At 68.9% G+C, this 14,824-nt stretch carries 15 protein-coding genes; 6 read left to right on the top strand and 9 right to left on the bottom strand.

From position 1 onward, the window contains the following. On the bottom strand, nucleotides 1–2,046 hold a 2,046-nt coding region (locus C5B96_RS16460), incomplete at its 3' end, for a TPM domain-containing protein (RefSeq protein WP_104246447.1). Between the two features lie 250 nt (nucleotides 2,047–2,296). Here C5B96_RS16460 and C5B96_RS16455 point away from each other — a divergent pair. Then, complete coding sequence (locus C5B96_RS16455; protein ID WP_369826492.1) at nucleotides 2,297–3,742, top strand: MFS transporter; 1,446 nt, start codon at nucleotides 2,297–2,299, stop codon at nucleotides 3,740–3,742. On the opposite strand, the gene C5B96_RS16450 is transcribed toward C5B96_RS16455, so the two are convergent. Both C5B96_RS16450 and C5B96_RS17480 read right to left on the bottom strand, forming a co-directional pair. Next, a complete protein-coding gene (locus C5B96_RS16450) occupies nucleotides 3,714–4,382 on the bottom strand; it encodes an NUDIX domain-containing protein (RefSeq protein ID WP_104246445.1) in 669 nt (222 codons plus the stop codon). The genes C5B96_RS16455 and C5B96_RS16450 overlap by 29 nt on opposite strands. Beyond that, the gene (locus C5B96_RS17480; protein WP_158507224.1) at nucleotides 4,379–5,443 is read right to left on the bottom strand and encodes a hypothetical protein; all 1,065 of its coding nucleotides are present in this window, start codon (nucleotides 5,441–5,443) and stop codon (nucleotides 4,379–4,381) included. The genes C5B96_RS16450 and C5B96_RS17480 overlap by 4 nt, the downstream gene beginning before the upstream one ends. Nucleotides 5,444–5,558: 115 nt before the next feature. Here C5B96_RS17480 and C5B96_RS16440 point away from each other — a divergent pair, with 115 nt between their 5' ends. Further along, a complete protein-coding gene (locus tag C5B96_RS16440; protein WP_104246444.1) occupies nucleotides 5,559–6,467 on the top strand; it encodes a cation diffusion facilitator family transporter in 909 nt (302 codons plus the stop codon). An 85-nt stretch (nucleotides 6,468–6,552) separates the two neighbouring features. Here C5B96_RS16440 and C5B96_RS16435 read toward each other — a convergent pair whose 3' ends face one another. After that, nucleotides 6,553–7,575 (bottom strand): FKBP-type peptidyl-prolyl cis-trans isomerase, encoded by a 1,023-nt coding sequence (locus tag C5B96_RS16435; RefSeq protein WP_104246443.1) that lies wholly within the window; start codon nucleotides 7,573–7,575, stop codon nucleotides 6,553–6,555. Between the two features lie 173 nt (nucleotides 7,576–7,748). Here C5B96_RS16435 and C5B96_RS16430 point away from each other — a divergent pair, with 173 nt between their 5' ends. Next, on the top strand, nucleotides 7,749–8,072 hold the full coding sequence (locus tag C5B96_RS16430; protein ID WP_233189259.1) for an ATP-dependent DNA ligase: 324 nt from the start codon (nucleotides 7,749–7,751) through the stop codon (nucleotides 8,070–8,072). A gap of 33 nt (nucleotides 8,073–8,105) precedes the next feature. After that, nucleotides 8,106–8,477, top strand: a complete 372-nt coding sequence (locus C5B96_RS16425) for a hypothetical protein (RefSeq protein ID WP_104246448.1) — start codon at nucleotides 8,106–8,108, stop codon at nucleotides 8,475–8,477. 63 nt (nucleotides 8,478–8,540) lie between these two features. On the opposite strand, the gene C5B96_RS16420 is transcribed toward C5B96_RS16425, so the two are convergent. The 5 genes from C5B96_RS16420 to C5B96_RS16400 all read right to left on the bottom strand — a co-directional run bounded on the left by C5B96_RS16420 (nucleotide 8,541) and on the right by C5B96_RS16400 (nucleotide 13,555). Next, nucleotides 8,541–8,756 carry a hypothetical protein gene (locus tag C5B96_RS16420; RefSeq protein WP_104246442.1) on the bottom strand — a complete coding sequence of 72 codons (216 nt, stop codon included), beginning with the start codon at nucleotides 8,754–8,756 and terminating at the stop codon, nucleotides 8,541–8,543. A gap of 108 nt (nucleotides 8,757–8,864) precedes the next feature. Then, entirely contained in the window at nucleotides 8,865–10,118 is a 1,254-nt protein-coding gene (locus tag C5B96_RS16415; RefSeq protein WP_104246441.1) for a sugar ABC transporter permease, read from the bottom strand. A 2-nt stretch (nucleotides 10,119–10,120) separates the two neighbouring features. Then, entirely contained in the window at nucleotides 10,121–11,056 is a 936-nt protein-coding gene (locus C5B96_RS16410; protein WP_104246440.1) for an ATP-binding cassette domain-containing protein, read from the bottom strand. Nucleotides 11,057–11,165: 109 nt separating this feature from the next. After that, on the bottom strand, nucleotides 11,166–12,272 hold the full coding sequence (locus C5B96_RS16405; protein ID WP_104246439.1) for a sugar ABC transporter substrate-binding protein: 1,107 nt from the start codon (nucleotides 12,270–12,272) through the stop codon (nucleotides 11,166–11,168). A gap of 89 nt (nucleotides 12,273–12,361) precedes the next feature. Then, nucleotides 12,362–13,555, bottom strand: coding sequence for an ROK family transcriptional regulator (locus tag C5B96_RS16400; RefSeq protein ID WP_104246438.1), 1,194 nt, complete (start codon nucleotides 13,553–13,555; stop codon nucleotides 12,362–12,364). Nucleotides 13,556–13,609: 54 nt separating this feature from the next. On the opposite strand from C5B96_RS16400, the gene C5B96_RS16395 reads away from it, so the two are divergent. Then, nucleotides 13,610–14,143 (top strand): hypothetical protein, encoded by a 534-nt coding sequence (locus tag C5B96_RS16395; protein ID WP_104246437.1) that lies wholly within the window; start codon nucleotides 13,610–13,612, stop codon nucleotides 14,141–14,143. Nucleotides 14,144–14,147: 4 nt separating this feature from the next. After that, nucleotides 14,148–14,819 carry a triacylglycerol lipase gene (locus C5B96_RS16390; protein ID WP_146078229.1) on the top strand — a complete coding sequence of 224 codons (672 nt, stop codon included), beginning with the start codon at nucleotides 14,148–14,150 and terminating at the stop codon, nucleotides 14,817–14,819. The last annotated feature ends 5 nt before the right edge of the window (nucleotides 14,820–14,824 follow it).

Here is a 14,824-nt window from a genome sequence, read left to right as displayed (position 1 = left end):
GCCCAGCACGTTGTTGATGATGATGCCGCCGAGCATGGCCCCGAGCATCCCGTTGCCGCCGCCGCCGCCCGAGCGACCGCCGGAGCCGCCGAACATGCCGCCGAGCCCACCACCACCGCCCTGAGTGGAGCCGTACCCGGCGTACCCGGCATCGGTGGCGAAGTCGCCGACATCGTTCTGTGCCGCCTCGATGGCCTGCGCCGCAAGTGAGTCTGCGCGCTGCGCGGCCGAGAGGGCGGCTGCCGCATCCGTCGCCGACAGCTCGTGGGCTCGCTGCACCAGCCGGGCGGCCTCGGCGAGGCGGGTACGGGCCTCGGCGCCGACACCGCCCCTGCGAGTGGTGATGTAGTCGTTCGCGGCCGAGATGTGACCCTCGGCCGAAGCGATCGTCTGCCCGAGGGTGCTGGCCGCCCGCTGCTCTGAGGCCTGCTGCCCGCGCACGGCGGCGAGCACGCCGTCGATGTCGCGGTTCGCGAGCTCGAGCTCGGAGGCGAGCGCGCCCGGGTCGATGGGCCCCGCGGTCAGCCGGGCCTCGACAGTCGAGATGACGGCGGAGGTGCGGTTCTCGACCGCGGTGATCGACCCCTGCGGGTCGCCGACGGCGGCGACGGCGTGGGCGTCGACGACATCCTGCCGGAGGTTGGTGAGCATGGCATCGATGCGCGCCCGGGCCGCGGCGAGGTCGTCGCGCACCCTGTCGACGGCGGTGAGCAGCAGCGTCGCCTGGTCGACGGCCTCTTCAGCGGCGCGCACGCCGACGGCAGCCTCACCCGTGTCGGTCACCGCCTCCTTCTCGGCCTCGGCCAGCGCCGCGCGGGCGAAGGTGAGACGCTCTGTGGCCTGCTCGGGGTTGTCTTCGACCGTCGAGAACGCGGTGGGGGCGAACGTCGTCGCGAGCGTCGCCAGAGTCGCCTCGGCGGCCGCCACCTTCGGCTCGATCTCGTCGCAGGCCGCCCGGCCGGCCGCGACCCCCGCCGGAATGTCCTTCTCCAGTTCGCGCAGTTCGTCGAAGGCGTCAGCCTGCTCGTCGAGTGCCCGGTTCGCCTCTGCGCAGAGCCGCACGATGTCGGCGTTCCACTGCCGCGTCTGCTGTTCACTGTCGGGCTCGGCGTCGTCGAGCTTCTGCTTGAGGGTGAAGGCCTGCTTCAGCCCGGCCGCAGCGTCGTCGAGCGCCTTCTGGAACGGTGCGGCCGCTGCCTGGCCGTACTGGGCGACCGCGAAGCCGAGTTCCTGGGTGCTGGTCTGCACCGCGTCGTCGGTCTGCACGAGCGCGCTGCCCGCCCGGCGCGCGAGCTCTTCGATCGGCATCGTCTGCAACTCGTCGACGGGACCACGCGGTGCTCCGCCTCCGGATGCCCCACCGAGGCTGCCGGACGATGCACCCGCGCCGGCCGTACCCCCGCCGAGCCTGCGGGTGCGCCGCGCTGCGCGCACGAACACGATGACGATGATGCCCACCACGATCACGGCGATGATCACCAGCACGGCCACGACGGCCGCGAGGGTGCCCCCGCCGATGCCGACGCCCGACGACGAGCCGGTGCCGCCGCCGGAACCCGATCCACCCGCCCCGTCGACCGCCTGACCGAGGCCGTCGGCTGCAGCCTCAGCGGCCCCTGCCCAGTTCTCGTTCCGCAACTGCGGCTCGATGCGTGAGGTCTCGATCGACGAGAGCTGGTCGTCGCTGACCGGCCCCGACGAGTCGCCGGAGAGGTAGTAGGCGCGCCCGTCGACGGCGACCGCGAGGAGGTAGTCGGTCGGCCCCAGGTTGTTCTGTGTGGCCGTCGTGTTCGCCCAGCCCTCGGCAGACGCGGGGTCTTCGAAGTCGCCGACGAACGCCACGTACAGATCTATGCCGTGAGCGGTATACAACTGCTCCGCAGCGCTCTCGATGGCGGCGGTGTCACTGGAACTGAGAACACCCGCACTGTCGACGACGTGCGACGACCCGAGGTTCACCGGCTCGTCTGCGGCAGCCGCCGAGGCACCGGCGAGCGCGAGCCCGAGGGCGAGGAGGGAGGCGGTGATCAGCTGTGGAGCGCGCATAACCGGTGGTTTCTGTCGAGGGGCGGAACGTGCGCTCCCATCCTAGGGAGGTGGTCGCCCTCCGTGCTGAGAGAAGTTCGGAGAAGCGGGCCCGCCCCGGGCCGGGCGAAGCGTACACAGTTGCACGCGACAAAACACGCCTGACAGACAAATGCCCAGCAGGGGTCTATGGTCGTTTCTGTCGTGGGTCCTTCGCTCGGGCGATCACCCGCACTGTCATTCGTTGTCACTCACTCACTGGGGAGAACTCGTGCCTACTGCAGACAAGACGCCGAGCGCAGCCGGCGGCATCCGGAGCCTCGTGCCCGCTCGCATGGACAGACTGCCGTGGACGAGGTTCCATTGGTCGATCGTGATCGGCCTCGGTTTCTCCTGGGTGCTCGACGGCCTCGAGATCCAGATCGTCGCGTCTGCGGGATTCCAGAAGGACCTCGGCATGACAGCCGCCGACGTCGGGCTCGCCGGAACGATCTACCTGCTCGGCCAGATCACCGGCGCGATCATCTTCGGCAGGCTCTCCGACAAGCTCGGCCGGCGCAAGCTCTTCATCCTGACGCTCGTCATCTACCTGGTGGCCAGCGCCGCAGCCGGCTTCTCGCCGAACATGTACGTGCTCTTCTTCTTCCGCTTCTTCGCGGGCATGGGGATCGGCGGCGAGTACGCCGCCATCAACTCGGCCATCGACGAACTGATTCCGTCGCACTACCGCGGCCGCGTCGACATCGCGATCAACGGAACCTACTGGGGCGGCGCTGCGCTCGGCTCAGCCGCGAACCTGTTCTTCTTGAACCCCGACAACTTCGCCGAGAACATCGGCTGGCGCCTCGCGTTCTTCATCGGGCCGATTCTCGGTCTGGCCATCATCTACCTGCGCCGGCACATCCCTGAGAGCCCCCGGTGGCTGATGACCCACGGCCGCGAGAAGGAGGCCGAAGACACGGTCGACGACATCGAACAGCGCGTCGCGCGCGAGGGCGGCACCATCGAGCCCGTCGACGAGAAACTGGCGATCACGGTGAAGGCCACCGAGAGCATCCCGTTCCGCACGATCGTGCGGGTGCTCTTCAGGGACTACCCGAAGCGCACCCTGGTCGGCGCCACGATGATGATCACGCAGTCGTTCCTCTACAACGCGATCTTCTTCACCTATGCGCTGGTACTGCAGAACTTCTACGGCACTGACTCTGTGTCGACCCAGTACTACTTCTTCCCGTTCGCGATCGGCAACCTGCTCGGGCCGCTGCTGCTCGGCCACCTCTTCGACATCTGGGGCCGGCGCAAGATGATCCTGCTCACCTACGGTGTCTCGGGCGCGGTTCTCGCGGTGTCGGCTCTGCTGTTCAGCACCGGAACGCTGAACGCGACGACGCAGACGATCTTCTGGTGCGTGTCGTTCTTCTTCGCCTCGGCCGGGGCATCGAGCGCCTACCTGACGGTCAGCGAGATCTTCCCGCTCGAACTGCGCAGCCAGGCGATCTCGTACTTCTTCGCCCTCGGCCAGATCGCCGGCGCTGGGGCGCCGCTGCTCTACGGCGTGCTGATCGGCGACGGCACCGACCGCGGGCCGCTCACGGTGGGGTACTTCATCGGGGCGGGCATCATGATCCTGGGCGGGGTGATCGCGTTCGTCTTCGGGGTGGATGCCGAGCGCAAGTCGCTCGAGACCATCACGAAGCCGCTGTCCCTGGTGGAGTGAGGTTCGGCGGAGGAGTGACGTTCGGCGGGGGAGTGTGCTCCGGCGGGGGAGCGTGGTCCGACAGGGCTTCGAGCAGGGGCACCTGCCCGGCGACGACCAGCTCCCTCGCCTCCGCAAGCGGAACCCAGCGGGCCGCGTCGATCTCGGGGAACGCGCGGAGAACCCCCGACCCGCGCGGCCACTCCATCTCGAAGGTGTTGCTCGTCACGGTGTCGACGTCGAACCCCGCGAGGGCCTCGGCGACGTAGGCGCGCACCACCTTGCCCGAGCGCTGGCGGAAGTCGCCCAGCAGCGTGTACCCGACCTGCGGCGCGGGGGTGCCGATCTCTTCGGCGAACTCCCGCAGCGCGGCGGCGAGCGTGTCTTCGCCCGGCTCGACCAGCCCTTTCGGGATCGACCAGGCGCGCTCGTGCTTGCGCGCCCAGAACGGCCCGCCCATGTGGGCGATCCACACGTCGAGGCCGCTGGGCGTTCGCCGGTACAGCAGGATGCCGGCGCTCAGCACGGTCTCGCGCCTGCCGCCGGCGCCGGCGCTGCCTTCTGCACTGCCTGCTGCACTGCCTGCTGCACTGCCTGCTGCACTGCCTGCTGCACTTCCTGCTGCCCTGCCGTCGGCCCCGCCTTCTGCCCCGGCGCTCATCGGCGCGCCGCCCTGGCCGTGGTCTCGGCGAGGCGCGCCGCCCTGTCGCGCTCCCGGTCGAGCCTGCCGAACTGCCGGTCGGTCTCGTCGAGCCGGTCTTCGAGGCGCTCACGATCGGCGCGACGGTCGTCGAGTTCGGCGGTCAGGTCGGCGAGGCGCGCTTCGAGGTCGGCGATCTCGTCGCCGAGCCGGTCGGACTGCTCGCGCGCCCGACGCCGCAGCTCCCGCAGCTCGTCGAGCTGGTGGTCGAGGTCGTCGAGCGCCCGGGCGGCTTCGCGCGCGGCCCGGCTGGCGGCGCTTTCGCTGTCGCTGCTTTTATCGCTCTTGCTGCTGCTGCTGCTGCTGTGGCTGCGGACGCTGCGGGTGCGCTCCGCATCCCCGTCACCCGCGTCGTCCCCTCCCGCGTCATCCTCGGCCCCATCATCCTCCGGCTCGACGTCGTCGGGCTCGGGCGGGATGAACGGACCGCTGACCGCATCCGTCAGGTCGACTGCCTCCACCCCGTTCGACGTCAGCATGCGCACCAGCCGGCCGGTGTGCACCGCCGCCTCTGCGGCGGGGTCGGCGAGCACCGCCTGCAGCGTCTGCTCGACGTCGGCGGAGACGGCGGGGGAGAGGCCCGGAGGCTCGGGCACACGGCCGTCGTCGTCGACCGCGACGACCGGTGCCAGAAGGGCGCGTTCGGCGAGTTCGACGGCGGCCCCGGTCACCCGCCGAAGGGTCGTGCGGCGCTCCGCCGAGAGCGCCGTGAGCCGAGCGGCATCCCCTGCGGCGACCGCGGCGCGGAACTCCGCCCCCAGCTCGACGACGGCGTCGAGCTCGTGCGGCCGCTGGGCCTGCAGCAGGTTGACGGCCCACGCCGCCGACGACGGTTTGCCCAGTTTCTTGATCGCGTCGGCCAGCTGGCGGCCGGCCGCCTTCGCCTCGGCCGCCGAGGCGCCGGCCTGAGTGGCGGCCCCCGTGGCCTCCTCGCGGCCCGCCTTCGCCAGCTCGGCCCGCCGGGTGACGAACGTGGCGGGCGGCACCTGGCTGAGCTCCGCAGCGACGCTCTCGAGATCCACCCCTCCAGTATCGTCGGTCGGCCGCATACTGGAGGCTGGGTGCCGCGAACCAGAAACCAGGCACCGTTCGCGCACGACTCAACACCACATCACGCACACAACTCCCGGGGGCCGGATGATCGTCGTCATCGCATTCGTCGCGAACATCCTCGTGGCCATCGCCAAGTCCGTCGCGGCTGTTCTCACCGGCTCCGCCTCACTCGTCGCCGAGGCGTCGCATTCCTGGGCCGACGCCGGTAACGAGATCTTCCTCCTCGTCGCCGACCGCCGGTCTGTGCGCGCGAAAGACGACGGCCACCCCCTCGGCTACGGCCGGGAGGCCTACGTCTGGTCGCTGCTGGCGGCCGTCGGTGTCTTCACCGTCGGGGCCGTCGTCTCCGTCATGCACGGCGTGCAGGAGCTCTTCGACCCCGAGCCGGCCTCCGACTACCTCGTCGCCTACCTCGTGCTCGGGGTCTCGGCGCTGTTGGAGGGGGCCTCGCTCGTGCAGTCGGTGCTGCAGGCCCGCCGTACGGCATCCGGATTCCGTCGACAGACCGTGGACTATGTCGTGAACGGTTCCGATCCGACGCTCCGTGCCGTGGTCGCCGAGGACTCGGCCGCCCTCGCGGGCCTGGCGATCGCCTTCCTCGGCATCCTGTTGCACCAGCTGACCGGCGACCCGTTCTGGGATTCGCTCGGCTCGATTCTGATCGGCCTCCTCCTCGCCGGGGTCGCGGTCGTGCTCATCAATCAGAACCGCCGGTACCTGGTCGGCTTCAACCCTCCCGAGCGTTTTCGGGTCGGTGCGGCCGCGCGACTGCTCGCGCAGCCCGAGATCGCCCGGGTGACCTACCTGCACCTCGAGTTCGTCGGCCCGTCCCGTCTCTTTCTGGTCGCCGCGGTCGACCTGCAGGGTGACGAGCCGGAGGAGCAGGTCGCCCGCGTGCTGAGGCGCATCGAGCAGCAGATCGAAGAAGACGAGCTCATCGAGCAGGCCGTGCTGACGCTCTCGGTCTCCGACGAACCGTCGCTCGAGTTCTGAGAGAAACCACAGAAACGAAGGAGGGAGGGCGCGCAACCGGTTCTGGATGCCCGCCCTCCCTCACCTCGCTGCCGAGGCCGATCGCCTACTTCGTGGCCGAGGCTGTCGCGAGAATGTCCACGACGAACACGAGGTCGTCGGTGCCGCCGATGCCGGCGCTCGGCTGGCCGTTCGGGCCGTAGCCCTGGTCGGGCGGGATGACCGCGATGACCTGCGAGCCGACCGTCTGCCCGACGAGTGCTGCGCCGAAGCCCTTGATGACCTGATTCGTGGCGAAGCTGGTGGGGCTCTTGCCCCAGCTCTGGTCGAAGACGGCCCCTGTGCTGTAGTTGACACCCTGGTACTGCACGGTGACGGTGTCTCCGTCGGCGACGACGGTGCCGTCGCCCTTCTTCAGCACGCCGATCTGCAGCGTGGTGGGGGCGGGGGTGCTCGGAATGGTCACGGTGGGGGTTCCGTCGTCGGCGAGCGTCACCGTGGGCAGGCCCTCGGGCGCGGGCTGGTCGGCGCCGGTCGCCCTCGTCGGCATGTTCGGGTCGAGGGTGGGGCTCGGCGCGGTCGTCGCCGGGGGCGCCTCTGTCACGTCTTTCACGTCGATCACGAACACGACGGTGTCGGTCGCCGCGACGCCGAGCGTCGAGTTGCCGGCCTCGCTCCAGGCGTCGGCGGGCGGAACGACGGCGACGACACGGGAGCCCACGGTTGCGCAGGTGATGGCCTTCACGATGCCGGGGAGGAACTGCGTCTGGTCGACCGTCACCTGCTGTGCGCCGATCTCAGCGTCGGTCGTGGTGAAGAGCTGCTTGCCCGAGGTGCCGTTGTAGAGCGTGAAGTCGATGGTCGCGAGCATGCCGTCGGTGACCTGCGCCCCTGTGCCCTCGGTGGTCACCGTGCGCTCGGTGGCGGTGGTGGTCATCGGGGTGGTGAACGTCGTGGTCGGCAGCGCGTCGAGGTCACCGGTCGCCGTGACCGCATCGGAGTTCGGGCCCGACGCGGTGGGCGAACAGGCTGCGGCCGGCGAGGCCAACGGGGCGGCAGACGACGTGCTGCATCCCGCCAGCGTGAGTGCGACGGCTGCCGCGGCGGCGATCAGGGTGATTTTGCGCATGGATCCTCTGGCACTTCTCATGGGTGACACTTCTCATGGGTGAACAAACCTGTCCAGTCTGTCTCTCCGGCCTCTGAGCAACCTGTTGATGGGCTGAGAGACAGCGATCGAAAAAAACTTTCGCCGTCGGCGTGACGAATCGTGCGCGACATCCGTCTTACCTACGGCGCAGAATGCGCGACGACAAGGAGACCACCGCCACAATGGGCACCCTCACCTACGGTTCACCCAGCATCACCCTTCCCTTCGAGGATCGCCTCCTCGCCCATCTGCAGGCCGTCATTCTGGCGAAGCTCCGCCGGGACGAGAAGTTCAGCTTCACCTGCCCGCACGGTGACGCGGGCAGCACCTCTGTCTGGGTGCACCCCTCGATCCCGCTCGTGTTCACCTTCGACGACGGCTCCCGGCCGCCTCTGAACCGCGCGTGGATCGAGTTGCTGATGCATTCCGCGAATGGTGGATCGGGTCTCACGGTGGTCGCCGAGCCGAAGGCCTGACCTGAGGCCCCCGCGCCCGTATTGTGGGAGGCGATGATTTCACGACGAGAAGCAGCGCTCAGGCTCGACATTCCCCTCGAGATGGCCGCGCGCCACGGGCTGCCCGCGCGCATGAGCGAGGCTGACGTTCAGGCGATCGACGCCGACCCGCCACCGTGGCTGCTGCAGTCACGCGTCAACCGCACCGGCAAGAAGCCCGTGTGGGTGCAGCTGACCTGCTCCATCTGCGGATTCAGTGAGGCGGCCCGGCCCAAGAAGTGGTGGCCGGCGTTCACCTGGATCAGCTGCGACTGGCACACGCCCGATGAACTGCCGCCCGTGGCATCCGGAACCAGGCGCACGGAGTTCGACGGAATCGGGAGCCGCTTCGTCGGAGTGGTCGACGAGGCCGTCTCAGCGGACTGAGGCGGAACGACGAAGGGCCCGGCCGACAGGATGTCGAACCGGGCCCTTCGGTGATTCTGCGCGCTACTTCTTCTCTTCGAGCTTCAGCGCGACGCCGAGGGCGAAGAACGTCGGAGCCCAGTGGCCGATGAAGATGCCCCAACGGTCGGACTGCGCCTTCGAGTCGTCTTTCTTCGCGCGGCTGACAAAGTACGCGATGAACGACAGCAGGATGGAACCGAAGCCGCCGAGGTAGGCGTATTCACTCTTGAAGCCGAGTTCGCTGAGTTTCTCGATCATGAAAAAACACTCCTCTTATGTTGTGGTACCAGTCTGCGGTGCCGACGGGCAGATGCACAGGCCTTGACAGCGTGTCGGGCCCGAATGCGGATCAGGCCGGGATGCGGATCAGGCCTGGCCGTGGCTCGCGCGTGAACGACGCGACAGCGAGTCGATGATGACCGCGAGCAGCAGCACCGCACCCGTGATCATGTAGCGGATCGACGAGTCGAGGTTCAGCAGCGTCAGGCCGTTCGAGATCGACTGGATGACGAGGATGCCGAGCAGTGCCGAGTAGGCGCTGCCACGACCGCCGAAGAGGCTCGTGCCGCCGATGACCGCAGCCGCGATCGCGTTCAGGTTGGTGTCGCCACCGCCCGAGGAGAGGCTCGCGGAGGTCAGGCGGGCCGAGGCGAGCAGACCGCCGAGCGCTGCGAACGTCGAGGTGAGGACGAACACCGAGATGTAGACCCGGTTGACCCGGATACCGGCCCGGCGCGCCGCCTCGACGGAACCACCGACGGCGAACACCGAGCGGCCCCACCGCGTACGCGTCAGGAAGAAGTTCATCACCACGACGAGTACCACGAACAGGAGGAACATCGCGCCGAGGCCACGGTCGGTCGCGAGGTAGGCGACGACGACGACCAGCAGCACCAGCAGGGCGAGCGACTTGATCAGCGTGACCGAGATCGCACCGGTCGAGAGCCCGGCCTTGCGGCGACGCGCAGCGCGGCGGATGTCGGTGTAGAACACCGCGCCGGCAGCGATCACGGCGAGGGCGTAGGCCGCCCACGGCGGGAGGAACGTCGCCTGGGCGAACTGCACGATCCACGAGTCGTAGGGGAGGTTGATCGACCCGTTCGGGCCGAGCACCTTCAGCTGCAGGCCGAGGAAGGCGAGGAGGCCCGCGAGCGTGATGACGAAGCTCGGCACACCGAAGCGGGTGAAGAGCAGGCCGTACAGAAAACCGATCGCGGCACCCACCACGAGGGCCACCACCACGGCGAGCAGCACAGGCCAGCCCAGCTGGGTGAGGCCGACGCCGAGGATGGCCGCGGCGAGGCCGCTCACCGAACCGACCGAGAGATCGATCTGGCCGAGCAGCAGCACGAGCACGATGCCGATGGAGATGGTGCCCACCGCGGCGCACTGCAGCGTCAGGTTGACGAGGTTGTTCGAGGAGAGGAAGTTCGGGTTCAGGATCTGGAAGATCACCCAGATGACGATGAGCCCGATGATGACGGGCAGCGAGCCGAGGTCGCCACCGCGCACGCGCTGCTGGAAGGCCAGCACCGCCCCGCGCACACCTTCGGTGCGGATGAGGCGCTCGTCCTGCAGGTCGGCGGCGCGTTCCGCCGGGTTCTCTGTGGGGGAAGTCATGGTCAGCGGTTCTCCTTCGAGCCGTCGAGGGGGTTCTCGCTGCTGTTGTCGGGCAGCGCTTCGGTGGTCGTGCCGAACGATGGTGCAGCCGGAACGGCGGCCGCGGCATCCGGAGCCGTCTCGTGTGCATCGGCGGCCGAGGCCACGGCGTGCGCACTGGCGCGGCGGGTGACCACGTTGTCGGTGGCACCGGTGATGGCGGAGATGATCTCCTCGTAGCTCACGTCGGCGACGTGGAAGTCGCCGTTGTTCCGCCCCAGGCGGAGCACGACGACGCGGTCGGCGACGGCCTGCACATCGGCCATGTTGTGGCTGATGATCAGAACGCCGAGTCCGCGCTCACGCAGGCGCTCGATGAGGTTCAGCACCTCGGCGGTTTGGGCGACGCCGAGGGCGGCGGTCGGTTCGTCGAGGATGACGACACTCGGCTCGCCAATGAGCGAACGGGCGATCGCGACGGTCTGGCGCTGGCCGCCCGAGAGCGAGGCGACGGCGATGCGCACGGAGGGGATCTTCGCGGAGAGCTGGCGCAGCAGGCTCCAGGCGCGCTGCTCCATCTCCTCTTCGTCGAGGGTGCCGTGCGTGATCTCGCGGCCGAGGAACAGGTTCGAGACGACGTCGAGGTTGTCGCAGAGCGCGAGATCCTGGAAGACGGTCGCGATGCCGAGGGCGCGCGAGGCGGTCGGCGTCGGGATCGACACCACCTGGCCGTCGAAGGTGATGGTGCCGGAGTCCTGCGGGTGCACCCCGGCGAGGATCTTCACGAGCGTGGACTTGCCCGCACCGTTGTCGCCGACGATGGCGACGACCTCGCCGGCGTGCACGTCGAGGTTGATGTCGGTCAGCGCCCGCACGGCGCCGAACCCCTTCGAGACGCCTTTCAGCGAGAGCACGGGCTCGCGGACCGAGCTCGCGGTTGGAGCGACGGCGGATTCCATCGTCACGGTTCCTCCTCAGGAATGGATGGCCAGAAGTTGGCGGGTGGAGAGAACGAGAGCGAACCCGGCCGGGGCGTGTGTACGCCCCGGCCGGGTTCGGTTCGGTGTGTTACTTGATGCCGGCGGTGGCGCAGGCTGCTGCGTAGTCTGCGGTGCAGATGTCCGAAGCCTTATAGAAGCCGTCAGCGACGACGGTCGACTCGATGTTGTCGACGGTCACGGCGACGGGGGTCAGCAGGAACGACGGGATCGACGCTCCACCCTTGGTGTCGGTGTTCGTCGTCGCCGAGACGCTCTCACCCTTGGCCAGCGACACCGCGAGGGTCGCGGCCTGCTCTGCCTCGGGCTTGAGTGCCTTGTAGACGGTCATGAACTGGTCACCGGCGAGAATGCGCTGGATGCCGGCGAGCTCCGCGTCCTGGCCCGTCACGGGAGGCAGCGGGCTGACGTTCGCACCCTTGAGTGCGGCGATGGCGCCACCGGCGGTGCCGTCGTTGGCGGCGTACAGGCCGACGATCTGCGGACCGAACTGCGTGATCTGGCCGGCGACCCAGGTCTGGGCCTGTGCCGGGTCCCATCCGGGTGTGTCGTACTCGGCGAGGATCTTGTAGCCCGACGCGTCGATGACCGAGTGGGCGCCCTTCTTGAACTGGCTGGCGTTGTTGTCGGTGGGCGAGCCGTTGACCATCAGGATGCCGGCGTCGGCGGCAGCGCCGCTGGCCTTCATCTTGTCGACCAGGGCCTGGCCCTGCAGCTCGCCGACCTTCTCGTTGTCGAACGAGATGTAGTACGACAGGTCGGCGCTGTTGATGAGCCGGTCATAGGAGATGACCGGGATGTTCTTGGCTTTCGCCTCGCCGACGATGGATGCCGCGGCCTCACCGTCGAAGGGGTCGAGCACGAGCACGTTGACGCCCTGGGTCAGCATCGACTCTGCCTGCTGCTGCTGCTTGGCCGCGTCGCCGTCGGCGTTCGAGTAGAGAACGGTGCAGTCGGGGCACAGCTCTTTGATCTTGGCTTCGAAGTAGGGCTTGTCAGCACTCTCGTACCGCGCAGTGACGGAGTCGGGCAGGAGCAGCCCGATCTTTGCGCTCGAGGCGTTGGCGGTGTTCGCTGCGGAACCGGATGATGAGCCGTTCGAACATGCTGTGAGCGAACCGGCTGCGAGCAGGATTGCGGCCGTTGCAATGACCGCTCTCGTGGTGGCGATCTTCATTGAGAAACCTCCCGTTATTGCCGCCCTCATTGGCGACGAGTGCGAGCTTGGCATGTATCAGCATTGTCGTCAAGACTTGAATTCAAGGATTAGATAACAAGTTGGGCACTTCTGTCGTCGGCTGTGATAGTGACGCTGTCGATGGCGAAGGCGGCAGCCCCGAGGGTCGCGGCGCGCGGGCCCAGCTGCCCCTGCACGATCTCGGGCATCAGATCGGGGCCCACGATGATCGACCGCTCCACCGCGTGCCGCAGTGGGCCGAGCAGCAGTTCGCCCGCCCGCGACAGCTCGCCGGCGATCACGACGCGCTCCGGGTCGAGCAGGTTGCAGAGGTTCGCCGCTGCGACGCCGATGTGCCGCCCCGCATCCGCCACCGTGCGCATCGGCAGCGCTTCGCCCGCCATCGCGCGCAGCACGATGTCGCCGAGCTTCAGTGTGCCGAGCTCGTCGCGGAGGCTCTCGAGAAGGGCGGGCCCGCCGGCGATCGCCTCCAGGCATCCCCGGTTGCCACACCGGCAGAGCGGCCCGTTCTCGAGGATCGTGGTGTGCCCGAACTCGCCCGCGACCCCGTTGTGGCCCCGGAAGATGGCCCCGTTCAGGATGAGGCCCGCGCCGATTCCGTCGCCGACATCGATCGTGACCGAGTTGCTCTTGCCGCGGGCGGCCCCGAGTCGGTACTCGGCGAGGGCGGCGAGGTTGGCGGCGTTGTCGACGAAGACCGGGCGCTTCAGCCGCCGGCCCATCACCTCGGCGACGTTCACGCCGTCCCAGCCCCGCATGATCCCGCTCCGGGCCGTCGTTCCCGTCTCCGCGTCCATCGGCGCAGGCACGGCGATGCCCACGGCCAGCACCTCCTGCATGGTCGCGTCGACCGACTCGAGCATGTCGCTGAGCAGCAGCGTGGTCTTGTCGAGTTCGTTGTCGGCGCGGTGGTCCTTCGCCAGGGGCATGTGGTGCTCGGCGACCACCGTGTGGGTCGCGTCGGCGAGGGCGATGCGCATGTGCCTCGTCGAGAAGTGCACCCCGACGAACAGGCCGAGCGAGTGCGCGAGCGTCACATGCTGGGCCCGGCGACCGCTCCGTGTGCTGGGCGCGACGTGCAGTAGCCCCGACGTCGACAGCTCTTTCACGATGTTCGAGACGGTGGCCGGCGAGAGCCCGGTGGCCCCCGCGAGCTCGACCTGTGTCAGGCCGCCGTGCTTCTTGACGGCGTCGACGATTCTCGCCCTGTTGGCTTCACGAAGTGAAGTCTGAGAGCCGGGAGTGCGCCGTTGGTCATCCACCAGAACAACATACAGCCCGTGTCAATGCCCAGAGTCCGGTCGCATAATTGTCGGATGATCACTCCCCAGCTTGCCCGTGCCCTCCGCCTCGCCGGGTTGCGGTGGCGCCCGACGTCGGGCGACCTGTTCGTCATCGACCGCGCAGGATTCGAAGGCGACGTCTTCACGGTCAGCGACATGACCATCGAGGCGCACGAGTACGACACCGGTACGGTGCTCGGCTTCAACGGCACCACGGAGTGGGCGCTCGACTCGGTCGCGCTCGACGATGCTCTGTGGATGCCCGCGGAGCACCAGTTGCGGGCTCTGCTCGGGGCGACGTTCCGGTCGCTCCGGTGGGCGGGGGTGGGCGACGCGGGCGGCTCGGGCGACGTGGGCGGCTCGGCCGGCGCGATCGACGACGACGGGTTGCTCTCGGGGGAGGCCTACGAGGTCGAGATCGAGCGCGGCGGGCAGACCCGGGTGTTCGTGGCGGCGGATGCCGCCGACGCCTACGCCGGCGCCCTGCTCGACCTCATCGGGGCGTCGAGCGACAGCATCGAACCGGCGTCGGGCCTCGGCGCGGGGCCGGCGCCCGGTCTCGACTGACGGGTTGCCCACCATGAACAGGCTGGCCAGGGCCGGGTTCTGGATGCTGGACTACGGGTACAGCGTCCGATCCGAGGTGTCGGGCGCGGTGCGCGGGCGCCGCACGGTCGCGGTTCGGGCGGAAGGGGCCGCGGCCGCCCCGGTGCAGGTCGTGCTGGTTCCCGGAGTCTACGAACGCTGGCACTTCATGCTGCCGATCGCGCGCCGCCTCGCCCGCCTCGGCCACCCCGTGCACCTGCTGCCCGAGCTCGGCCGGAACCTCCTCCCGATCGCCGATTCGGCACGCATCGTGGCGGCCCGCCTCGCGGCCGACGACCTCCGCAACGTCGTGATCGTCGCCCACAGCAAAGGCGGGCTGATCGGCAAGTACCTGATGCTGCGCCTCGACCCCGAACACCGCGTCACCCGCATGGTCGCGATCAACAGCCCCTTTTCGGGCTCCTCGTGGGCGCGCTACCTGCGGCTCCGCAGCATCCGCATGTTCGCTGCCGACGACCTGACCGTGACCTTCCTCGGCGCCCCCTCGCCGGTGAACGAGCGCATCACCTCGGTCTTCGGCACCTACGACCAGAACGTGCAGCCCGGCAGCGGTTCCGCCCCCGCCCGTCGGCGTTTCTCGGCCGACCTCTCCGCTTCCCGGCGCTTACCCGCCGGTGTTCCCGCTCGTCGACGATGACTGGG

It is taken from the genome of Subtercola sp. Z020, assembly GCF_002931235.1.
Classification (GTDB): domain Bacteria; phylum Actinomycetota; class Actinomycetes; order Actinomycetales; family Microbacteriaceae; genus Subtercola.
Note: the sequence above shows the minus strand (reverse complement) of the source record. Positions and strands in the feature narration are given on the sequence as shown.